Annotated in this window: 17 protein-coding genes and 1 pseudogene; 13 read left to right on the forward strand and 5 right to left on the reverse strand. The window is 61.5% G+C overall.

Going from position 1 to position 21,603, the window contains the following annotated elements:
- The first annotated feature begins 226 nt into the window (after positions 1-226).
- The 8 genes and pseudogenes from IVB54_RS13165 to IVB54_RS13200 all read left to right on the forward strand — a co-directional run bounded on the left by IVB54_RS13165 (position 227) and on the right by IVB54_RS13200 (position 7,900).
- Positions 227-685 (forward strand): cache domain-containing protein, encoded by a 459-nt coding sequence (locus IVB54_RS13165; protein WP_247777270.1) that lies wholly within the window; start codon positions 227-229, stop codon positions 683-685.
- Positions 686-803: 118 nt separating this feature from the next.
- Positions 804-2,498 carry a HAMP domain-containing methyl-accepting chemotaxis protein gene (locus IVB54_RS13170; protein ID WP_247777271.1) on the forward strand — a complete coding sequence of 565 codons (1,695 nt, stop codon included), beginning with the start codon at positions 804-806 and terminating at the stop codon, positions 2,496-2,498.
- A 270-nt stretch (positions 2,499-2,768) separates the two neighbouring features.
- Entirely contained in the window at positions 2,769-2,969 is a 201-nt protein-coding gene (locus IVB54_RS13175; RefSeq protein WP_247777272.1) for a hypothetical protein, read from the forward strand.
- 84 nt (positions 2,970-3,053) lie between these two features.
- The gene (locus IVB54_RS13180; RefSeq protein ID WP_247452635.1) at positions 3,054-3,323 is read left to right on the forward strand and encodes a hypothetical protein; all 270 of its coding nucleotides are present in this window, start codon (positions 3,054-3,056) and stop codon (positions 3,321-3,323) included.
- Positions 3,274-4,266, forward strand: coding sequence for an IS4 family transposase (locus IVB54_RS13185; RefSeq protein WP_247777512.1), 993 nt, complete (start codon positions 3,274-3,276; stop codon positions 4,264-4,266). Before IVB54_RS13180 ends, IVB54_RS13185 begins: the two co-directional genes overlap by 50 nt.
- Positions 4,267-4,939: 673 nt before the next feature.
- Positions 4,940-5,181 (forward strand): annotated as a pseudogene (locus IVB54_RS13190) (carbohydrate porin); the annotation flags it as partial.
- A 1,183-nt stretch (positions 5,182-6,364) separates the two neighbouring features.
- Entirely contained in the window at positions 6,365-7,117 is a 753-nt protein-coding gene (locus tag IVB54_RS13195) for an outer membrane beta-barrel protein (protein ID WP_247452634.1), read from the forward strand.
- A gap of 201 nt (positions 7,118-7,318) precedes the next feature.
- Positions 7,319-7,900 carry an ATP-dependent DNA ligase gene (locus IVB54_RS13200; protein WP_256465327.1) on the forward strand — a complete coding sequence of 194 codons (582 nt, stop codon included), beginning with the start codon at positions 7,319-7,321 and terminating at the stop codon, positions 7,898-7,900.
- An 84-nt stretch (positions 7,901-7,984) separates the two neighbouring features.
- Here IVB54_RS13200 and IVB54_RS13205 read toward each other — a convergent pair whose 3' ends face one another.
- The 5 genes from IVB54_RS13205 to IVB54_RS13230 all read right to left on the reverse strand — a co-directional run bounded on the left by IVB54_RS13205 (position 7,985) and on the right by IVB54_RS13230 (position 15,919).
- Entirely contained in the window at positions 7,985-8,230 is a 246-nt protein-coding gene (locus IVB54_RS13205) for a hypothetical protein (protein WP_247452632.1), read from the reverse strand.
- Complete coding sequence (locus IVB54_RS13210; RefSeq protein WP_247452631.1) at positions 8,212-8,574, reverse strand: SGNH/GDSL hydrolase family protein; 363 nt, start codon at positions 8,572-8,574, stop codon at positions 8,212-8,214. Before IVB54_RS13210 ends, IVB54_RS13205 begins: the two co-directional genes overlap by 19 nt.
- Before the next feature lie 2,299 nt (positions 8,575-10,873).
- Entirely contained in the window at positions 10,874-11,452 is a 579-nt protein-coding gene (locus IVB54_RS13220) for a DUF2939 domain-containing protein (RefSeq protein WP_247455230.1), read from the reverse strand.
- Positions 11,453-12,486: 1,034 nt separating this feature from the next.
- Entirely contained in the window at positions 12,487-12,915 is a 429-nt protein-coding gene (locus tag IVB54_RS13225) for a heme-binding protein (RefSeq protein WP_247455228.1), read from the reverse strand.
- Positions 12,908-15,919 carry an FAD-binding and (Fe-S)-binding domain-containing protein gene (locus tag IVB54_RS13230; protein WP_247455226.1) on the reverse strand — a complete coding sequence of 1,004 codons (3,012 nt, stop codon included), beginning with the start codon at positions 15,917-15,919 and terminating at the stop codon, positions 12,908-12,910. The genes IVB54_RS13225 and IVB54_RS13230 overlap by 8 nt, the downstream gene beginning before the upstream one ends.
- Before the next feature lie 212 nt (positions 15,920-16,131).
- Between IVB54_RS13230 and IVB54_RS13235 the strand changes: the two genes are divergently transcribed.
- From IVB54_RS13235 to IVB54_RS13255, 5 genes are all read left to right on the forward strand, one after another.
- Positions 16,132-17,331: an aminotransferase class V-fold PLP-dependent enzyme gene (locus tag IVB54_RS13235; RefSeq protein WP_247455225.1), complete on the forward strand. Its 1,200-nt coding sequence runs from the start codon at positions 16,132-16,134 to the stop codon at positions 17,329-17,331.
- Positions 17,332-17,374: 43 nt separating this feature from the next.
- A complete protein-coding gene (locus tag IVB54_RS13240; protein WP_247777273.1) occupies positions 17,375-18,172 on the forward strand; it encodes an enoyl-CoA hydratase/isomerase family protein in 798 nt (265 codons plus the stop codon).
- A gap of 139 nt (positions 18,173-18,311) precedes the next feature.
- On the forward strand, positions 18,312-19,286 hold the full coding sequence (locus IVB54_RS13245; protein WP_247384946.1) for a tripartite tricarboxylate transporter substrate-binding protein: 975 nt from the start codon (positions 18,312-18,314) through the stop codon (positions 19,284-19,286).
- A gap of 186 nt (positions 19,287-19,472) precedes the next feature.
- Complete coding sequence (locus IVB54_RS13250; RefSeq protein WP_247455222.1) at positions 19,473-20,015, forward strand: tripartite tricarboxylate transporter TctB family protein; 543 nt, start codon at positions 19,473-19,475, stop codon at positions 20,013-20,015.
- Positions 20,016-20,026: 11 nt separating this feature from the next.
- Entirely contained in the window at positions 20,027-21,544 is a 1,518-nt protein-coding gene (locus tag IVB54_RS13255; RefSeq protein ID WP_247455221.1) for a tripartite tricarboxylate transporter permease, read from the forward strand.
- Positions 21,545-21,603 lie beyond the last annotated feature (59 nt).

Raw genomic sequence — 21,603 nt, forward strand, 5'->3', positions numbered from 1 at the left:
AGATCAAGGGATGACAGGACGATCCGCATACCGGCCCCTTCCATGACTGTGAGCTACGTCAATCCTGTGCCGCGGACGGCGGAGCTACTAGGCATCGGACACCAGTGATCGGATCCGCGCGCCCGAGCCTTCCGAGTCTTTCGAAGTGATCCGGCTTCGTCACCTGATCGCTCTTGATAAAAACGTTACGTCCACTTTTCACCCACACTGCTCTGAGGAGATCGACATGAAATCGATGTTGCTAGGTGCTGCCGGGCTCTTGTTGTTCGTTGCCTTGTCCTTCGGCGATGCGGCATCTGCAACTGACAAAGGAAGTACCGAACAGGCGAAGGCGATGGCGGAAAGGGCGGCGGACCTGCTGCGTAGAGAAGGGCCAGAAAAGGCCTACGCGGCGTTCTCCGAGCCGGCTGGGCCCTTTCGGGAGCGAGATCTCTACGTGTTTGTGTGGGATTCAGCGGGCAAGTGCGTTTTCAATGCCGGTCTTCCGACGATCGTAGGCAAAACCCTAATCGACCTGAAAGATCCCGACGGAATCATGTTCGTACGGAGCTTCATCGCCGTCAAGGAAGCCGGGTGGGTCGAGTTCAAGGGATCGAACCAGGTCACCCAGAAGATCGAGCGCAAACTCAACTATATCGTTGCTGTCGGCGATCTACGCGTCGGGGTTGGCGCATTCCCGGATTGAACCGGCGACGAATGCCGAGATGGCTTTGCATCCAAGCTAACCGAAACCCCGAGAGGGGGGTGGATCGTTCGCGCCAAAAGATTCACGTACATCTGACCAGATCGAAGAGGTCGCTGCCATGCTCTCACCACTGAGAGATCTTCCCATACTTCTCAAGTCGCTGCTAGCGCCGCTGTTCGCGGGGGTGGTACTCGGGGCGGCCATATTCGATCTATCGATTTCACGGCATCGCATAGAAGCGGCCGAAGCCGAGCTGCAGTCGGCGGCAGCATTGACCAGCGAAATCGACAAGGTCGTGCTGCAATTCTCGCAGGCGCACAACGCGGTATTCCGGGCTCTGACATGGGCCTCGCTCGGTCTCAGCGGTGAATCGCTGCAAAAGCACGTTCGTGCGGCCATCGAGAGGATTGGCGAGCTTCAGACCGCAGGAGACCACATTCACCACGGCAATTTGCGCATAGACCCGGAGCATGTTTCAGAGCTTGTAAGCCAGCTCCGTTCGTACGGAGACCACGCGATCCAGGCCGTAGATACGATCTCGATTGCCCCCAGCCTTGCAACCATGATGATCACAGAGGCGGACAGCCGCGCAGCCGCAGCGGAGGAGAGCGGCCGCACGTTGATCACCGAGGCCCAAACATTGAGACTCCAGCTCCAGACCAAAGTTGCAGCAGCGATCAGCGAAGGCATCGTACGGACGATTATAGGGGTTCTCGCGGCCTTGTTCATTCTCACAGGTGGGGCCGTCGTCAACGGTCTCGTGGTCGTCTCAAGACCAATCCTACGCATGACGAATGCAATGAAGGCGCTCGCCGGCGGCAATCTTGAAACCGAAGTCCCGGATAGCGGACGCACCGATGAAATCGGCGCCATGGCCGCGGCCGTGCAGGTATTCAAGGACAACATGTGTTCCCGGGAGAGCTTGAGCCGCGAGAAGGAGGCGGATGTCGAGGCACGAACGCATAGGACCGCGCAGATTGAGTCCATGGCTCAGACTTTCGAGCACAAGGTCGGAGCGCTGGTCGAGATGCTCTCAACGGCGTCGACTGAATTGGAGACTACAGCAAGATCGATGACGGCGACGGCTGCGCAAACGAGCGAGCGTGCAGCATCAGTTGCAGGCGCGGCGCAGGCAGCGAGCTTGTCCGTGAACAACGTCGCAGAAGCTACGAACGAGTTGACCAGATCCATTGATGAAATCACCAGGCAGTCGCAAGAATCTGCGGCAATTGCTGGGAAGGCCGTTCACGACGCTCACCAGATGGATCTGGCGGTGCGAACTTTGGCGCAGCGGGCGCAAAGGATTGGAGACGTTGTCGATCTCATCAGCGGCATATCGGGTCAAACCAATCTTCTGGCGCTAAACGCCACGATCGAGGCGGCACGTGCAGGTGAAGCTGGAAAGGGGTTCTCGGTCGTCGCTTCCGAGGTCAAAAACCTGGCAAAGCAAACCGGAGCGGCTACCGAAGACATCGGCCAGCAGATCGCCGAAATACAGGCAGCAACGCTCGAAGCTGTCAGTGCTATACAGCACATCGGCGAAACGATCCAGAATCTTGGAGCCAGCGCCGGAACAATCGCATCGGCTGTCGAATTGCAGAGTGTCGCTGCCGCGAACATCACAGCCAGTGTCAAGCAAACCGCTCGTTCTGCAAACGATGTCTCGACTACGATAGTCGACGTAAGCAGCGCCACCGAGGAGACGGGGGCCGACGCAGGCCAAGTGTTAGCCGCAGCGAGCGAGTTGGCAAAGCACGCCGTGCAACTCAATAGCGAGGTCAACCTATTTATTTCCGCGATCCGCGCGGCTTAAGCTAAGTCTTGTTCGCACGAGTGCCGACCTCGGGCGAGGCGAGGATCTGCTGATCAAACGATCATCTTGATTGGCAACTATACAAGTTTGATGCTGATCGACTGTCATTCGGCCCATGTTGCAGGCCGAATGACACCCCAGCCGCCAAAAGGCGGGGCCACGCTCAATCCTCTCCGTCTTTCCGCAGAATTTTTCGTTGACCATAACTTGCGTGAATCCCCGGCTGGCTGGGTTCAGGCAGAAGGCTGCTTTCGCTGGGGGAGACCTCCAATGTTCGATGCTGAAACCACCGCGCTTTTGCGCGCGGTCCTCGATGAGGTGTGCGAGAGCGTGTCTCGCTACGAGACCTCTGCCCGCACCTACGTAGCCTGCATGATCCTCGAAGCCGCCAGCAAGGGCGAGACATCGGTCGACGGGCTGAAGCAGATCGGCAGGAGTGCACTTCGGCAGGCCCCCATCCTGCGGAATTGACCTGCTCTTAACGCAGCGCGCCGCGGCCGCCCGGCCTCGAGATCGCACACGGTTTGCGGCATCCTGATGCACTCGAGCCTGGCGGTGACAACCGAAGGGCTGCCGCTTGGATTGACGGCCGTCAAGTTCTGGACCCGGAGGAAATTCAAGGGGACTGCCGCGCTTAAGAAGAAGATCAATCCGACGCGCGTTCCCATCGAGAAGAAGGAGAGCATTCGGTGGCTGGACAATGTCCGTCAATCCACAGAGCTGCTGGGCGATCCGGGACGATGCATCCATGTCGGTGATCGCGAGAGCGACATCTATGAGCTGTTCTGCGCGGCCCGGGAAGCTGGAACGCATTTTCGTGATTAGGACTTGCGTTGACCGTTTGGCTGGGGATGGAAATCACACGATCGCCGACGAAATGGACGAGGTTGCCGTCAAAGGACTGCATCGCATCAACCTCAGAAACAACAACGGCGATCCCGATGAAGCCATCCTCGAGATCAGATATCGCAAGCTTCGCGTCCTGCCGCCGATCGGAAAGCAGAAGCGCTATCCCGCGCTGACCTTGACGGTGATCCATGCCGAAGAACGCATGACGCCGAAGAATAGAAAGAAAATCGAGTGGAAGCTGATCACAAATCTGCCTGTTAGCTCCCGCACCGAGGCCATTGAGAAGCTCGAATGGTATGCTTTGAGATGGAAGATCGAAGTGTTCCACAAGATCCTCAAATCACGCTGCAAAGCTGAGGAGTCAAAGCTCAGGACCGCCCAGCGTCTGACCAATCTGATCTCGCTCTTTTGCATCCTGAGTTGGCGGGTCTTTTGGATGACGATGCTCAACCGTTCGGCTCCAAACGCACCGCCAATCCGCACGTTGACCGCGACTGAAATCGGCGTGCTCGATCGCCTCGTCAAAGACAGACCAAAAGCAAGACGGAAAACGCTGTCGCACTATCTGATCAAGGTCGCCCGGCTCGGCGGTTATCTCGCCCGCGCCAGCGATCCGCCACCCGGCAATACCGTCATGTGGCGCGGGCTGTCACGCCTCACCGACATAGCGCTAGGTGTCATGCTCAGCTGCCGAAGCGCACATCTGCAGAGTTCGTTAGCAGGCGAACTGCGGCAAACTTGCGCAGTTGAACTCGGTGTCCGCTTCTATAGCGCCGGCGTATCGCGGGATTCCTCGCTTCGTTACTGCGCAGGTGCGCAAGGCGGGGCCGAACGTAGCGCTTATGGTTCATCCAGTTCGACAAGATATGCGAGGACCAACGCATCGTCAGTTTGCGCTTGCAGCGCCGCGTCTCGATAGGTGAGCGTTTCGGCTTCGTCTGCTCTACGAACCGTCAACTTGGCATTTGCAGAGCAGAGGGGAACGCCATTCGAAGTGATCGTAGTCAAGTCATCTCGGACCCAACTCTCTTTGGTTAACTCCAGCGCTTGCCGGAAATTCTTTGCCTCGAACGCGAAAGCGGCTTTGCCATCAAGTTCCATCGCAAAGATGGACCCCTTGAATGTGGTCATTAGCTCTCCTGTTCACCTGGCAATGGGCTCGCTGCCTCGTGCCCGTCCAGCATACCAAAAATTGTATCGAGCACCGCGGACGGTTTCCGCCGCCGTGTTTGATCCGGGAGTATTTATAGACGCGTCGTGTCACTCAGGCCAGTGCCGGGCTGCAGACATCGGCCCGGTAAATTCGATGACAGCTTTGGCGGCGAGGTTCGAGACGTTATTGGCGCGGTGAAATAATCCTAGGCGGCCGAGCGCAATCGCAACGAACGTTCGAGTAGCTCGATGTCCCTCGGCCGAAGCGGAAGATTGTCGAAGATTCTGTGTGTAGTCATTGCCCCGGGTCCAAGCGACGCCCCAGACGTGTCGAATGGTGGACTTAGATCCTAAGATTAGGCAAGGCCGCTGAGCCACGTCCACTGTGAGGAGTTCCCGTGCTGCGGCCAAAGAGGGTATACCGGCAAGCGGCTCTTTCGATGTCGATCGTTTTGCTTCTTGCACCAATGTCATGGCGGAAGAGGACAAAAGGACCGACGACGACAAGCCGGCCGATCGCGACACGGGAGAGAGCGCCGTGGAGGAGAAGACGCTCGGTGTTCTGCCCAATCCGCTACAGAGATACGGCGTGAAATTTGCCGCGACCTACATCGGCGAGGTGCTCGGCAACGCGTCCGGAGGATTGAAGCGGGGCGCAATCTACGAAGGCCGCGCTTCTATTTTCGATGCGGGCACGCCGCCCTGATTCCGGCGGCACCCGCCGCGGATCTTCCCACCAGCCAGCTCACGCCCGAGCACCCCGTGCCGGCCCACGTTGACGTGGAGAAGCTTGCCGCGACCGCGCGAGCCGACTCACCTCCAGCTATGCCGCTGGGCGCGCGCAATGAAGAGGTGCGCGGCGAGCCGCGCAGCTGGACTAGGTATGTTGCTGATAACGCTGGGGGACTTTTCGACCTTAAGCTCGAGCCGCGCGCTTCGGCAGACGGTCAGATTACGCCAGTGGAGCGCGCTATACTGGGAGGTTAGCTGATGCGGCGGCCGCGATCGATGAGTTCACGGCGGTATAGCCGAATTGGCACACGTACAAGGGTTCCACGCGCGCGTCGAGCCGAGCAAATGTGTGGCGAGCACGACGTGGAGCTTTGGGAAGGTGATCGGTTCGTTGCTGTTTTTCAAGGTGCAATGTCGAACGCAAATCGCTGCGACCGCCCCGTCCGGAATAGCAGGCCGGTCTCGCCGCCGAGTTAATTCATGGCTCTTACTCTGCTGCCCGGCTTGCCACGCCGGCGTCTGACGATTGTTGTCGCTTCGACATGTCGGGGGCTTGCTTCGAAGCTTCTCCACCTCTCTAAGCTCCGCCACAAGCGCTTGGAGTCTTTCATTCAGAACAGCACAAGTATAAATCTGACGCATAGCAACACGAATATCCGGCGCTTGTGAGCAAGCATCGCAATGTCAGAATCCGAACCGACTAGACCCGAGAAATCTTCTCTACTTCGCCTGTTGCTGAGGACCTGAATCATATTGGCGATCAGCCCGGCGCAAATGCCGGCTATGTCGGTGTTCGCTGCCGTGGTGCTGCTTTCGGTTGGCATCTGGATGCATGGGTATTCCACCCGTGGCGTTGACAAGGAGTCTCGCGAAGTTGCGGCCGGCAATCCCACCCTTCAACCGCGCATGTCCGAGCCTGTCATGCAGGCGGGCGCCTGTTCCGGAAGACCACGAGACTTGGAACCCACTCAGGTTTCCCATGGAACCTAAGTACCTACTCTGCATCACGGATTTCCGTCGATCTTCACCGGGTGTTGCAGGCTCGCTACAGCAAAGACAGACGGAAAGGCTAAGGTTTTGGCGGTAGGTGGGGAATGCGCCGTGCTTTCAACTTTTCTTTGGGGAGACACTCTATGAAAAAACTTCTAGTTACTGCGGCGGCCGGGGCACTGGCCCTCGGCTTATCGGCTCCCGCCAGCGCGGCGGATATGGCAGCGCGTCCCTACACCAAGGCGCCTCCAATGGTCGCCGCGATTTATGACTGGAGTGGTTTCTACATCGGCGCCAACGGCGGTTGGGGCTCAAGCCGCAACAGCTGGGATTCGGTTGCCCCCTTCCTGGTGGGTCCTGAAGGTTCGCACGATGCAACCGGCGGGGTTGCTGGTGGCCAGGTTGGCTATCGCTGGCAGAGCGGCACCTGGGTGTACGGCCTCGAAGCGCAGGGCGACTGGGCCGACTTGCGAGGCAGCAACCTGAGCACCCTGTTCGGACCGGGCTTCCGCAACGATTCACGGATCAATGCGTTCGGTCTGTTCACGGGTCAGCTCGGCTGGGCCACCAACAACGTCCTGTTCTACGTCAAGGGCGGTGCTGCCGTGACCGATAATCGCAACCGGATCTATTCGACTGCGACTGGCGCTGTGCTTGCCACCACCGGCGATGACACCCGTTGGGGCGGCACCGTCGGGGTAGGCCTGGAATACGGCTTTGCCCCCGGCTGGTCGGCTGGTGTCGAATACGATCATCTGTTTATGCAGGATCGTACCCTCGCATTCACGGGTCCCGCGGGCGTAGCATTCGGTGCGGATCGCATCCGTCAGGACGTCGATCTCGTCACGGTTCGCGTGAACTACAAGTTCGGCGGCCCGAGCATCGGCCGGTACTAAACCGTTCAGCTCTCCCGTTCCAGTCAACTGGCCCGGCCGCACTGCGGTCGGGCTTTTTTCTTGCTGCTTGGTTGCTTGGGTTTGCCAATACAAGCCGAACTGAGCCGCCTTCAGATTCAGCAGCGAATTCGTCATCGTTGTACTACCGCGATCGTGCTCGGAGCCGGCTAGGCGGGCCTTGGTAGAGGCAACCAGGACCGGCTGGTTTACTTCGCCTTCGATCTCCTGTGGCTGGACGGCAAGGACCTTCGCAGAATGGCTCAGCATGCCCGCAAGGAGCTGCTGAAGCAGCTGATAGACGAGAACGGGCTGGAAGCACCGATTTTCTACAGTGAGCACCATGGGGGAGACGGGCAGGCGCTGTTCGAGGGGGCCAGCAAGCTCAACTACGAGGGCATCGTCTCCAAGCGGGTTGATGCGCCGTACCGGTCGGAGCGGTTTGAGGCCTGGCAGAAGATCAAGACGGTGCAGCGCGAGAAATTCCCGGCGGTTGGTTTCGTCAAGGACCCGTCTGGCGTCGCGGCGCTCTACCTCGGCAAGCAGCAGGGGAAGGAGCTGCGCTACATGGGGAAGGTCGGCACAGGCTGGAGCCGGACGAAATCAGCGGAGATTCGTAAGGCGCTCGATACCGTTGTCAGCCCGAAGCAGAAGCTGACCGAACCCGTCAAGAAACCGAAGGCCACATGGGTCGAGCCAAAGTTCTACGCCGACATCGAATACCGGGACATCACCTCTGAAGGCCTGCTTCGCGCCAGTTCGTTCAAAGGGTTATCCAAGAAATAACTCATGTACAATCGACACCTCTGCATGCGGGGCAGTGATACCTCCGCCTGAGCGATGAAGATGCTGTGGCCTTGCTATTCCAAGCTAATCTGGCCCGCCGTCATTGCAGCCAGTTGCACGTTTAGCGCCAGACACAAGCGCAGCCGTCCACAGTTTATAGCCATCGCCATTGAGGTGGATACCATCAACCGTGACGTCGCCAGAAACCGCGCGATGCAGGTCGATCAATGTCTTCCCAGCCGCAAGTTCACGGATCGCGCGGTTGAACTTCCCAACGGCGTTATTGTCGATGAGCGGACTGGTGGCGGCAACTACCGTGGCAAGGGCCATCGGAAAATGGATGGGCTGTAACGCGCCGCGTAGGCCGAGCGAAAGGCCTTTTCATCAGCACCCTTGCCGGCATCGTTGATTCCAACCGCCAAGACCACCAGGCTGGGATTAGCATCATCAGCGATGATTGAAGCGTACCTCGCGAAAAAGCCAATTGTCGCTCCGCCGACTCCCGCATTGATAATAGGTCGGCCGCATAATGAAGGAGGCAAAAGCGCCGATTCAACAAGACTGTCCCCGATGACGATGATGGGCTTCTCGACGCGCGAAAGCTGGGACCGGATCACAGCGAATCTTGCTTCAAAATGCTCGTGACTGGCCGAAATGCTGGGCAGTCGCGCCATGTCGGAGCTTAGCCCGGCCATCTGCCTACGAAGATTCTCGTAGGCGAACGCGAGTGCAACGACACCAGCAAGGGCGATGCAGCCACAACAAGGGCGAAAATGCTGACATGAGATCGGCGCATAGCCGTCCCTCGCACGGCGTTTGCTCAGTGCCCAATGAACCGCCTGCCGGTTCACGCCGGCGGGCCTTTCCTTCGTGCTTCCCCGGTCGATGTAGAGTCGCGAAGAATCGGCAATCGAGGGGCCATCCTGTCCAGCGCCGGGGAGTGCCTCGGGACGAGCTCCGAGCCGTGGGCGCCTAAGCTACGCACTATCACCGGCAGTAGAGTTCCAGATTCGGAATTCGTTAACCATGATCAGGCACACTTAAGTGCATGGAAAATCGCAACCCATTCCCCTCGACCAAAGAGCGGTTGGAGCCAAGAGTTAGATCCTCGTCTTGGCCATGAACGCAGCATAGCGGTTGGAGCCGCCAAGGCCCTGCGGCGGCGCGTTAGCTCAGTGGCGCAGGCAAGCAGGGGAGCTCGGGATTCTGCTCTACAGGAGCAAGGCTTCTTCTTAGGAACTCGGTTCCAGCTCCGGCGTTTCCGGACATGCCCGAGGAAATCAGGATAACATTGTGGTCATTGGCAGCCGCCTGCTTGGTGGTCTTTAGCGTGGCGGCTATCGTCTCTCCCCACTGACCTGCCTGCAGGCGTTCGAGGTCGCAAATTGCGGCGGCCTGCCGCTGCTAAAATCCGGTCTAACTTGAGCCCCTCGGTTGCCGCATCCGGCGCACACCAACCGCGGCTCGACATCAGAGAAGCGAACGTGGTCCGGCCCAACGATCGGCCCTTAGTGCAACGTGATGGCCGCAATGGCAGTGGACAGGACATTCGCGTAGGCCCATCTCGCGCATCTCGCCGAAGTTGCCTTCTGAAGCCGCATGCCGGTATCCAAGTGTCGTGGCGGCGAGCGTCAATTGGCCTGGCGCGGCCAGGGAAGGTATTCGGCTTCAGGTCTTTCCCGTCCTGGGGCCGCTTTTTGGCAAACCTGACCGAAAGCTGAGTCACACACTGAAATGCGCACCCGTGGAAGGGGGTGGCATCGCCCCGAATGTCGCGGCTTCGATGCTGCCACTCTGACGGATACCCTTGGTACGGAGCCCGCCGGCTCCTTGAATCCTGGCGTCCAAGGGGAGGGCTCCGGGGCGGGCTGGCGGACCGTCCTTGACGCGGCACGGAGGGCTTTCTTACGCAGCCGCCCTTCTCTCATTGGCGCACAAGCTTGGACCGCATACCGGTCAGCATCGTGTAGGCAAGGTGCCGCCAGATCAGGTTCATCAGGATTAGCATGTAGCATCCCCCGTGTTCGATGCCGGCACCTTCGACCCCCTCTGTTTCAGCGAGATTTCGCCGGGGCTGGGAAATGGCTTCGTGCAAGATTGCGATGGCGGCGGGTTCAGCTCTCACCGATATGATCTGTTCACAGCCGGCAGAAGGCCTTCACCCCAGGCAAGAGGAGCCCGGCGGTTTACGTTGCCCGGCCTTTCAGCTTGGGATTAGCTGTGCCACGACCGCCCCTCAAGGCCGCTTCGATGGTCTTGAGCCGCGTACCTCGGCGGGATCTTCCGCTTTGCTGCTTAGGCGCGGATGATCGGGACACTCGCGTAACTAGCCACAGATCGCTGCGGCAGCTGGCGCATTCATAACCCTTCAGTTCGTAGCCTTTGGTCACGGCGAAAACAGCTTTGAGGAGTCGAGTTTGGCTACAAACGGTGCATCCGGCTTCGCCGTTCACGATCACCCCCGCAAGCAATTTGGCCGCAATGATCGAAATCAGAACTGAGTCTCAGTTCAGGAGCAATAGCGGCTCACGCTGGTGGGGCCTATTTTCGATACAGCCGCCCGGTAGTCGTCCGGAGGTGTAAACGCCGGCCATTGGAATTACCGTTCTCACCTTTTGGCGGACCAGCCATGGCGCAAGGCGGTGGCACGGACAAGGTACCAACCCTCATCTGCAACAGATGTCAGCGTCCAATGGAGTTTCTCGCGTTCCTGCCGGCAATTGCAAACCTGCCCGCCGCCTACGCCTACAGGTGCATGCCCTGCCTGAGAGTTGAAACTATCATTCTGGGCTGAAGGAAGGCGCCGCCGGAGGACTACTTGGCTTGAGCTCGAAAGTCCGAGGCGAGCGTTTCATCTGCCAGGAGACGAACTCGTCTCCGGCATCAAAGGCCTTCCCCGCACACCAGCAATGGCTGGTTGTCGACGTGGCGCAAAGTAGAGCGCGAACCTCGTTCTTTCTGAACGTGGTTGGCTCAGCGCGTCGGTAGCCGGTCCACTATGCTGGACAAGACCTTTGGCGGCAACGTGATACCGGATAGCTTCCAGGTCGCCCCTTCATAATGCAGGCTAACGCTCCCGGCGTCCTGATTTTCTCCGAGCTTCACCGCAAACTCGACCGGCTTCACTGGCGTTATCCGTCCCGCGAAAACAAAGATGTTCGAAACGTCGAGCTCGGCCAACGACGACATCGTCCCAAACGTGATGTTTTCTGCCGCGGTGCGGACGTTGCCACTCCTCAACAGGACGGACAAGTTTTCTGGTGTCATGAGCTTGACCGCGAGATCGTCGGCAATTGTCGCACCGAATGCGTTGATTGCCATCCGTTCGAATGGCCGCACCGGCCGCCTTTGGCCAATCCGATCGAGGTAGGCGGACACAACCTGGTCGACGATTGAATGGCGGAGCCGCGGCAAATTCGTACGGACCATAACCTCAGCGGCGTCTCCGCTTCGCACGGCCGAAACAAGGCCCAAGACGGAAACGAAGGCGGACCCGGCATAGATGAAGAGGCAGATCAGGAACGCCGCCACGATGCCAATGAGCCACCTCATGGAGCGGCAATCATGGTGGAAGGGCATTGTTCCAAGATGCGATCGGCAAGGAGCTCTGACGCCTCTTGCGCGGCTGTCAGCCGAGAAGTTTAATCATCTCGATCGCTGGAGGTTGGCAATGCACAAACTGATCGCTGTAGCCGCAATGAGCGCTGCGTTCGCACTTGCAGCGTGTGGGAGAGACCCAGGGCCTAAAGGAGATCCAGGGGCGCAAGGTCCAGCCGGCCCGCAGGGAGCCCAAGGCATCCAAGGAGTGCCCGGACCCCAAGGTCCCGCCGGCGCGCAGGGGCCTCAAGGGCCGCAGGGTCCGAAAGGCGAAAAGGGAGACAAGGGAGATCCGGCGACGGTCAAAATCCGAGCGGTTCAGGCCGACGGCGCAATTAATTGCGACAGCAGCGAAGCCCTAGTGTCCGTGTTCTGCCCGAGTGGCGGTGCCGCGGACGGGGCGAAGTGCGGGACGTCCCCAACGATTGGGCTTTGCATGAAAAAGTGACTGAGCGTCGCCCACGATTATGGTGGAAGTACTTCGGCCAACCCCGCGATCGTTTTAGTCGCCGCCGGCGTCTCCCGCAAAAGGCTGCACCCGCAATCGATATTGCTATGTGCTCGACAGCCCGTCCGAGCTAGAATTGGCACGACCCGCCGGTGCTGCTCATAAGGTGGCGCGATGTGAAAGCCTTCAAGTTCGATGAAATTCCACCGCCCGCTGTTTCAGGGAAACCCTAGCCGCGAAGCCTGACTGCAGCCACGCCATGGCCTGCCTGTGCAAAGTTTTGCGCGAACTCTCGTTTCTGCTGACGGCGGTAACGGCCTGCCGAGAATTTCTTGATTTCCGAGAACGTGAGCCGAATGCGCTTCACTCTTTCCAGTGCAGCTTGGCGCAGTTAGGGCATTGGTACACCCCGACTTCGCGACTGGACTGGGTATCGAGAACGAAGGTTCTCAGAGTGGGTTGAGCCCCCGACAAGCGATCCTACGCGGCGCACTCCATAACGTCTTTTGAAGCGCAGGAGCTCTGGGTGCGTGGACGATCACTATCCCGCGTTGGCCTTCAACCCTGCGGCCTGGATGCCGGCCACCGCGCACGCCTCGTCATTGTCCGAGGTGTCGCCGGAGACGCCGACGGCGCCGAGCAGCGTCGCGCCGTCCATGATCAGCACGCCGCCGGGGACCGGCACCAGCGCACCCTTAGCCATCGTGTTCACGGCGTCAATGAAATAGGCCTGCTCCTGCGCGCGCTGGAATAGGGCGCGTGAACCCATGCCCAATGCGAGCGCGCCATAGGCCTTGCCGTGCGCGATCTCGGCGCGCATCAGGCTGGTGCCGTCCTGCGCCGCGGCGATCTTGAGCACCCCGCGGGCGTCGAGGATGGTAACCACCAGCGGCTTCAGCTTCAGCTCGGTGGATTTCGCGAAGGCGGCATCGAGGATCTTGCGCGCGGTGTCGAGGGTGAGGTCAGCCATGGCTGGTTTCCTTTGCAACGGGAGGGATGGTGGATTGGGTCTTCGCACGATCGAGGCTCACCGCCAGCACGCGCGCAACGTGAAGCGCCTCGCGCTGGGCGCCGTCGTGGATCTGGTGTCGGCAGGAGGTGCCGTCGGCAACGACGAGCGTATTCTGGTCCGCGCGCCGCACGGCGGGTAGCAGCGAGAGCTCGGCCATCTCGATCGAGGCATCGTAGGTGTCCGCGCCATAACCGAACGCGCCGGCCATGCCGCAGCAGCTCGACTCGATGGTCTCGACCTTCAGGCCGGGGACGAGGCGCAGCACCTGCTCGACCGGCTTGAACGCGCCGAAGGATTTTTGATGGCAATGGCCGTGCACAAGAGCTTTGTCGGCAACGCTGCCGAGCGGCAGTTGCAGCCGGCCGGCCTCGGCCTCGCTCACCAGGAATTCCTCGAAGGTCAGCGCGTGGGCGCCGACGGCTTTGGCGTCATCGTCCTTGCGCAGCGAGGCGAGCTCGTCGCGCAGCGTCAAAAGGCAGCTTGGCTCCAGGCCGACGATCGGCACGCCGCGCGCGGCAAAGGGCGCGAAGGCGGCGACGAGACGATCGAGCTCGGACCTGGCTTCGTCGACGAGACCCGCTGACAGGAAGGTGCGGCCGCAGCACAGCGGACGGCTGCCGCTTGCAGGTTTCGGCAGATGCACGCGAAAGCCGCCGGCTGTGAGCACGCGCAACGCGGCCTCAAGGTTTTCGCGCTCATAGATGCGGTTGAACGTGTCGGCGAACAGCACGACCTCGCGCCCGGTTTCCGGCCCGACCGCCTCGGCCGGCGGCACGAACACGTCGCTGCGGAACGCGGGCAGCGCGCGGCGCGCACTGATGCCGGCAAAGCGCTCGAACAGCTTTCGCAGCAGAGGGCTGCGGTTGCGCAAATTTGCCAGCGGCGCGAAGCGCGACGCGAGGCCGGCATAGCGCGGCAGATAGCCGACCAGGCGATCGCGCAAGGTCAGACCATGCGAGGCCGCGCGCGCGGCGAGCACCTCGATCTTCATCTTGGCCATGTCGACGCCGGTCGGACACTCGTGGCGGCAGGCCTTGCAGGATACGCAGAGCTTCAGCGTTTCCATCATCTCGTCGGAGGAGAGCGCGCCTGCGCCGAGCTGGCCGGAGATCGCGAGCCGTAGTGTGTTGGCGCGGCCTCGCGTCACGTCCTTCTCGCTGCGCGTCGCGCGGTAGGACGGACACATCACGCCGCCCTCGAGCTTGCGGCAGGCGCCGTTGTTGTTGCACATCTCGATCGCGCCCTGAAAACCGCCGCCGGCCCCGGGATAAGCGGACCAGTCGAGTTTTGTCTCGAGCTCAGCGACGCGATAGTCAGGCTTGAAGCGAAACAGCGATCGATCGTCCATTCTGGGGGCGTCGACGATCTTGCCGGGATTGAGCACGCCCTCGGGATCGAAGCGCTGCTTCACTTCCCTGAAGTCGGCGACCAAGCGCTCGCCGAACATCGTTGCGTGGAATTCGGAGCGCACCAGGCCATCGCCGTGCTCGCCGGAATGCGAGCCCTTGTATTCGCGCACCAGTTCGAAGGCTTCTTCGGCGATGGCCCGCATCGCCTTGACGTCCTTCTCCAGCTTCAAGTTCAGCACGGGCCGCACATGCAGGCAGCCTTCGGAGGCGTGAGCATACATCGTGCCGCTGGTGCCGTGCTTGGCAAACACCTCGCTCAGCCGCGCGGTGTAATCGGCGAGATGCGGCAGCGGCACGGCGCAGTCCTCGACGAAGGAGACCGGCTTGCCCTCCTGCTTCATCGACATCATGACGTTGAGGCCGGCGGCGCGGAAATCGGCGATCCCGCTCTGCAGCGCGGGCTTGGTGATTTCCACCACGCCGCCCCATTTTCGCTTGTCGTTGTTCCAGCCGAATCCGAGATCGCCCATCAGCTCGCCGAGCTGCTTCAGGCGCACGCGGTTGTCCGCCTGATCCTCCTCGGCGAACTCGACCACGAGCACCGCATCCGGATCACCCTTGATCGCGGTGGAGATGATGGGCCGGAACATCGCGATGTCGCGGCCGAGCGCCAGCATGGTGCGGTCGACCAGCTCGATCGCAATCGGCTTCAGCTTGACCAGATGCTGGGCCGCGTCCATCGCCTCGTAAAAACTGCCGAAATGGCAGATACCGAGCACCTTGTTGCGGATCACGGGCCACAGCTTCAGCTCGACCTTGGTTGTGAAAGCGAGTGTACCCTCGGAGCCGACGAGAAGGTGCGCCATGTTGTTGCGCGCATTGCGCGGCACCAGCGCATCGAGATTGTAGCCGCCGACACGGCGCTGCACTTTTGGGAAACGCGCCGCGATCTCCCCGGCTTCGCGGGCGCCAAGATCGAGCATGTCGCGGAACAGGGCGCGGGCGCTGTCGTTCGCATCGAGATCGGAGAGATCGCGCGAGACCTCGCCGAAGCGGCTCAGCGTGCCGTCGGCGAGCGCGGCCTCCATCGACAGCGTGTTGTCGCGCATGGTGCCGTAGCGCAGGCTGCGGCCGCCGCAGGAATTGTTGCCGGCCATGCCGCCGATGGTAGCGCGCGAGGCCGTGGAGACATCGACTGGAAACCAGAGGCCGTGCTTCTTCAGCTGGCGGTTGAGGTCGTCGAGCACGATGCCGGGCTCGACCACGCAGGAGCGCCCTTCGACGTCGAGCGACAGAATCCGGTTGAGGTGCTTGGAGAGATCGACAACGAGGCCGTCATTGACGGTCTGGCCGCATTGCGAGGTGCCGCCGCCGCGCGGGGTCACCTTCAGTCCCTCGTCGCGTGCGATCGCCAGTGCCTTGAGCGCCTCGTCCATGGTGCGCGGCACCACCACGCCGTAGGGCATGATCTGGTAGAAGGACGCGTCCGTGGCGTAGCGGCCCCGGCTGAAAGCGTCGAACAGGACGTCGCCGGTGATTTCCCGGGCCAGACGCGCCGCGAGGCCGTCCTTTTTGGCCGATTCCTGTGATTTTCCGGGCACTTCCGCCGCCATGGTCCGCTCTTGCCTGTTCGCTGCCCCCGTCTTGCCTCCGGTCACGGCCCTTGGCAAGGCGAGCCCTGCTTCTTGTGCATTGACGGACCCCGCCGGGCGAGGGACAAGCCCGGCGAATAGTGATATTCGAGCAGCTCGCTCAGCCTCCTTCAGCCAACGGGCTCGAAGTCGAGCTAGGCTCAAGACAGACTCAAAGACCGGGAAGGACGCCGATGACCGTGCATACTGGAAGGCATTTTCTCCAGATTCCAGGACCGACCAACGTGCCCGACCGGGTGCTGCGGGCGATGGATATGCCTACGCTGGACCATCGCGGTCCGGAGTTCGCCGAGCTCGGTTTCGCCGTCCTCGCCGGCATGCAGCGGGTGTTCCGCACCAAGCAGCCCGTGATCATCTTCCCCTCGTCCGGCACCGGCGCCTGGGAAGCTGCGATGGTCAATGTGCTGGCGCCCGGCGACAAGGTGTTGATGTGCGAGACCGGTCAGTTCGCCGTGCTGTGGCGCGGTATCGCCGACAAGTTCAAGCTCGACGTCGACTTCATCCCGGGCGACTGGCGCCATGGCGCCGATCTCGCCGAGATCGAGAAGCGCCTTGTGGCCGACAAGCAGCACACCATCAAGGCGGTCTGCGTCGTCCACAACGAGACCTCGACCGGCTGCGTGACGCCGCCGCTGGAGGTGCGCAAGCTGCTCGACCGCGTCAAGCATCCGGCGCTGCTGATGGTCGACACCATCTCCGGCCTCGGCTCGATCGAGTACGAGCACGATGCCTGGGGCATCGACGTCTCTGTCGCGGGCTCCCAGAAAGGCCTGATGCTGCCGCCGGGCCTGGGCTTCAACGCCGTCTCGGAGAAGGCGCTCGCGGTGGCCAAGGCCAACCCCGGCATGCGCTCCTATTGGGACTGGCAGGAGGTCATCGGCTTCAACAAGCTCGGCACCTTCCCCTATACGCCGGCCACCAATTTGCTCTACGGCGTGCGCGAGGCGATCAAGATGCTGGAAGAGGAGGGGCTCGAGAACGTCTGGACCCGCCACAAGCGCCACAGTGCGGCGACCCGTGCCGCGATCAAGGTCTGGGGCCTGGAGACGCAGTGCGCCGATCCTGCCGCGCATTCGCCGGCGCTGACCGGCGTGCGCGTGCCTGATGGCCACGATGCCGACGCCTTCCGCAAGGTGGTGCTGGAAAACTTCGACATGTCGCTCGGCACCGGCCTGAACAAGGTCAAGGGCAAGGTGTTCCGCATCGGCCATATCGGTCATTTCAACGATCTGATGCTGATGGGCACGCTCGCCGGCGTCGAGATGGGCCTCGATCTTGCAAAGATCCCGCACAGGAGCGGCGGGGTGTTGGCGGCCATGGACGTCCTGAAGGGACGCGACGCGGTGCCGATGTCCAAGGCTCAGGTTGCCTGAAGGCTCAGGTTGCCTGAGCCAACTCGAGAAAAGAGAGCGCGCGATGAACGCACCGACGACCGCCAACGAAGACCTGCTCTACTCCGTCACGGACGGCATCGCGCGGATTACCTTCAACCGCCCGCAGGCGCGCAACGCACTGACCTTCGCCATGTACGAGCGCATGGCGGAGATCTGCCAGGAGATCAACGCCGACCGCTCGATCAAGACGCTGATTCTGACCGGCGCCGGTGACAAGGCGTTTGCCTCCGGCACCGACATTTCTCAATTCCGTGCGTTCAAAACCGCGCAGGATGCGCTCGACTATGAAGCGAGGATCGACCGCGTGCTCGGCACGCTGGAGCAGTGCCGCGTTCCCGTGATCGCCGCGATCGCGGGGGCCTGCACCGGCGGCGGCGCCGGAATTGCGGCCTGCTGCGACCTCCGCATCGGGACTGAAAGGACGCGCATCGGGTTTCCGATCGCGCGCACGCTCGGCAACTGCCTGTCGATGTCGAACATCAGCCGCGTCGTCTCGCTGGTCGGCCCCGCCCGCACCAAGGATCTGATCTTCAAGGCGCGCCTCGTCGAGGCACCGGAAGCACTGGCCCTCGGCCTCCTCAACGAGATCGTTCCCGACGTCGAGACGCTGCAGCGCCGCGCCGACGAGACCGCCAGGCTCGTGGCGAGCCACGCCCCGCTGACGCTTGAAGCCACCAAGGAGGCAGTGCGCCGTATCCGCCGCACGCTGTCGCGCGAAGAAGGCGAGGATCTGATCCTCAAGGCCTATATGAGCGAAGATTTCCGCGAGGGAATGGACGCCTTCCTCAACAAGCGCACACCGAACTGGAAGGGCAAGTAGCGCATCTGCGGCTTGGCTTCGTCAGCCGAAAGTCATAGGCACCGGGATACCCGCGTGCTTGAACTCGCTCGCATTAGTCCGCACAATGCGTGGAGAAGCAAAGCTAATAATCCAGGGGACGAAACTCGTGCGAATTCTAATGCAAGCTGGTGGCGTCGCAGCGGCGCTATCGTTGAGCACGCCGGCCTTTGCGGGATGGGAGCCGACCAAACCGGTCGAGATCGTGGTCGCGGCTGGCGCGGGCGGCGCCTCCGACCAGATGGCGCGGATGATGCAGGCCGCGATCCAGAAGAACAGTCTGATGAAGCAGCCGATTGTGGTCTCGCTCAAGGGCGGGGCTTCCGGCGCCGAAGCGCTGATGTACATGAAATCCAGCGAGGGCGACCCCAACAAGGTGCTGATCGCCTATTCGCTGATCTACATGCTGCCGCTGTCGGCAAAGATCCCGTTCAACTGGCGTGAGCTGACCCCGGTTTCGGTGATCGCACTCGACCAGTTCGTGCTGTGGGACAACAGCGCGGGTCCCAAGACGGTGAAGGAGTTCGTCGCCGCCGCGAAGGCGGCGAGCGCACCGTTCAAGATGGGCGGCACCGGCTCCAAGCGTGAGGATCATGTGCTGACCGTGTTCCTCGAGCAGAAGACCGGTGCGAAATTCTCCTATCTGCCCTACAAATCCGGCGGCGAGGCCGCGACCCAGCTCGTCGGCAACCACACCGAATCCAACGTCAACAATCCATCCGAAAATCTCGAAGTCTGGCGCGCGGGCCAGGTGCGTCCGCTTTGCGTGTTCGACAAGGAGCGAATCTCCTACACCAGTAAGGTGACGGAGACGCAGTCCTGGGCCGACATCCCGACCTGCAAGGAGGAGGGTGTCGATGTGCAGTATCTGATGCTGCGCGCGATGTTCCTGCCCGGCAAGGTCACGGCGGAACAGCAGGCGTTCTATGTCGAGCTCTTCCACAAGGTGACGCAGACCGCGGAATACAAGGACTACATGGAAAAGCAGGCGCTGAAGCCGATCTTCCTCACCGGCAAGGACATGGTGCAATTCCTCGAGGAGGACGATGCAGTCAACAAGTCGCTGATGACGGAAGCCGGATTCGTCGCGAAGTAGCGGCCTCTTCTCGCTCGCCCCGTTCTTGCGGGGCGCGACGAGCTTCGCTCGCGCGGGAGGGTTGGGGCGACGGCTCTCTCCGCGAGTCCAATCCTCACCGTCATCGCGGACACTCCCCCTCACCCCAACCCTCTCCCCACAAGCGGGGAGAGGGGGGAATTGAACTTACTCCATCCCCAACGGCTCATGCCCCAAACCGATCTTGAAATCGTCGTCGACGATCCGACCGCGCCCGAAGACGACTCGCCTTCCGTCGTCTCCTCCGGCACGATCGAGGTACTCGTCTGTCTCCTGCTGCTCGCGCTGGCCGCCACGCTCGGCTACGACAATTGGCGCACCGGCGCCTCCTGGGATTCGACCGGGCCGGAGCCCGGCTATTTTCCATTCTACCTCTCCCTCATTCTCGGTGGTGCCAGCCTCTACGGCCTGATCGTGGCGCTGATTGCGCACCGCGCGGCACCCGAAACCTTCGTCACGCGCGCGCAGGCCCGCCGCGTCATGGCGGTGTTCGTGCCGACGCTGCTGTTCTGCCTGGCGACGCAATTTCTCGGCCTCTATGTCGCGAGCTTCCTGCTGATCGCCAGCTTCATGCGTCTCGTCGGCAAGATCGCGCTGTGGAAGTCGCTACTCACCGCTGTCGTATTCACGGCGATCATGTTCGTTACCTTCGACATCGCCTTCGACGTCATCATGCCGAAAGGGCCGCTTGAAGCGGCCTTCGGCTACTAGGCGGGCCCGCCATGGAAGCTTTCGGTCTGTTGCTTCACGGCTTTGCGGTCCTGCTGACGTGGAAGACGCTCGTGCTGATGATGGTCGGGCTGGTGCTCGGCATCTTCGTCGGCGTTTTGCCCGGACTCGGCGGACCCAACGGCGTCGCGATCCTGTTGCCGCTCACCTTCACGATGGACCCGACCTCGGCGATCGTGATGCTGTCCTGCATCTATTGGGGCGCGCTGTTCGGCGGCGCGATCACCTCGATCCTGTTCAACATCCCGGGCGAGGCCTGGTCGGTCGCGACCACTTTCGACGGCTATCCGATGGCGCAGCAGGGCAGGGCGGCGGAGGCGCTGACGGCTGCGTTCACGTCCTCTTTCATCGGCTCACTGGTCGCGGTGCTCCTGATCACCTTCCTCGCCCCGATGATCTCGTCCTTTGCCTTGAAGTTCGGCCCGCCCGAGTTCTTCGCGGTGTATCTGCTGACCTTTTGCTCTTTCGTCGGGCTAGGGCGCGAGGCCAAGCACAAGACCGTCATCTCGATGTCGCTGGGGCTGTTGCTCGCCGGCATCGGCATGGACACGGTGTCAGGCAATCTGCGCATGACCTTCGGCTCGTCCGAGCTTTTGCGCGGCATCAACTTCCTCGTCGCCGTCATCGGCCTGTTCGGCATTAGCGAGATCCTGCTGACGATGGAGGAGCGCCTGGCGCTGCGCGGACACGCGGCGAGCATTTCGTTGCGCGTCGTGCTGAGTGTGTGGAAGGATCTGCCGAAATACTGGGTGACGCTGCTGCGCTCATCCTTCATCGGCTGCTGGCTCGGCATCACCCCGGGCGGCGCGATCGCTGCCTCTTTCATGGGCTACAATCTCGCTAAGCGTTTCTCCAAGGATCCCGAGAGCTTCGGCAAGGGCCGCATCGAGGGCGTGTTCGCGCCCGAGACGGCGGCGCATGCCTCCGGCACCGCGGCGCTGCTGCCGATGCTGGCGCTCGGCATTCCCGGCTCCGGCACCGCCGCCATCCTGCTCGGCGGGTTGATGGTGTGGGGGCTCAATCCGGGACCGCTGCTGTTCGTCGAGCACAAGGATTTCGTCTGGGGCCTGATCGCCTCGATGTATCTCGGCAATGTCGTCGGCCTTGTGCTGGTGCTGACGACGGTGCCGATCTTCGCCTCGATCCTGCGCGTGCCGTTCGCCGCGGTGGCGCCGATGATCGTGGTGTCCTGCGCGATCGGCGCTTATGCGATCCAGAACGCGATGTTCGATATCTGGCTGATGCTGGGCTTTGGCGTCGTCGGCTACGTCTTCAAGAAGATCGGCATTCCGCTCGCACCGTTCACGCTGGCGCTCGTGCTCGGCAACCGCGCCGAGGATGCCTTCCGTCTGTCGATGATCGGCGCCGGCGGCGACCTCAAGGTGTTCTGGTCGAACGGCCTGGTGGGCTCGATCACAACCTTGGCGATCGTGCTGCTGTTTTGGCCTGTGATCGACGGCTTGCTTGCCCGTGTCGGATTGACGCAGCGGTCCAAGCAGGCGCCCAGCTAGGTAGAATATCCCCTGGATTCAGATACATAGCGGTGATGTCGCTCTTGGCTTGGGCGTTG

Source organism: Bradyrhizobium sp. CW1 (assembly GCF_023100665.1).
GTDB classification, from domain to species: Bacteria; Pseudomonadota; Alphaproteobacteria; order Rhizobiales; family Xanthobacteraceae; genus Bradyrhizobium; species Bradyrhizobium canariense_D.

Bases quoted from the DNA above. Each gene is read 5' to 3' on its own strand.
- IVB54_RS13170 (WP_247777271.1), top strand. From the start codon at position 804: ATGCTCTCACCACTGAGAGATCTTCCCATACTTCTCAAGTCGCTGCTA.
- IVB54_RS13165 (WP_247777270.1), top strand. From the start codon at position 227: ATGAAATCGATGTTGCTAGGTGCTGCCGGGCTCTTGTTGTTCGTTGCC.
- IVB54_RS13210 (WP_247452631.1), bottom strand. From the start codon at position 8,574: ATGGCGCGACTGCCCAGCATTTCGGCCAGTCACGAGCATTTTGAAGCA.
- IVB54_RS13250 (WP_247455222.1), top strand. From the start codon at position 19,473: ATGCCCCAAACCGATCTTGAAATCGTCGTCGACGATCCGACCGCGCCC.
- IVB54_RS13235 (WP_247455225.1), top strand. From the start codon at position 16,132: ATGACCGTGCATACTGGAAGGCATTTTCTCCAGATTCCAGGACCGACC.
- IVB54_RS13245 (WP_247384946.1), top strand. From the start codon at position 18,312: ATGCAAGCTGGTGGCGTCGCAGCGGCGCTATCGTTGAGCACGCCGGCC.
- IVB54_RS13225 (WP_247455228.1), bottom strand. From the start codon at position 12,915: ATGGCTGACCTCACCCTCGACACCGCGCGCAAGATCCTCGATGCCGCC.
- IVB54_RS13175 (WP_247777272.1), top strand. From the start codon at position 2,769: ATGTTCGATGCTGAAACCACCGCGCTTTTGCGCGCGGTCCTCGATGAG.
- IVB54_RS13195 (WP_247452634.1), top strand. From the start codon at position 6,365: ATGAAAAAACTTCTAGTTACTGCGGCGGCCGGGGCACTGGCCCTCGGC.
- IVB54_RS13240 (WP_247777273.1), top strand. From the start codon at position 17,375: ATGAACGCACCGACGACCGCCAACGAAGACCTGCTCTACTCCGTCACG.
- IVB54_RS13205 (WP_247452632.1), bottom strand. From the start codon at position 8,230: ATGGCCCTTGCCACGGTAGTTGCCGCCACCAGTCCGCTCATCGACAAT.
- IVB54_RS13220 (WP_247455230.1), bottom strand. From the start codon at position 11,452: ATGAGGTGGCTCATTGGCATCGTGGCGGCGTTCCTGATCTGCCTCTTC.
- IVB54_RS13230 (WP_247455226.1), bottom strand. From the start codon at position 15,919: ATGGCGGCGGAAGTGCCCGGAAAATCACAGGAATCGGCCAAAAAGGAC.
- IVB54_RS13255 (WP_247455221.1), top strand. From the start codon at position 20,027: ATGGAAGCTTTCGGTCTGTTGCTTCACGGCTTTGCGGTCCTGCTGACG.
- IVB54_RS13185 (WP_247777512.1), top strand. From the start codon at position 3,274: ATGAGCTGTTCTGCGCGGCCCGGGAAGCTGGAACGCATTTTCGTGATT.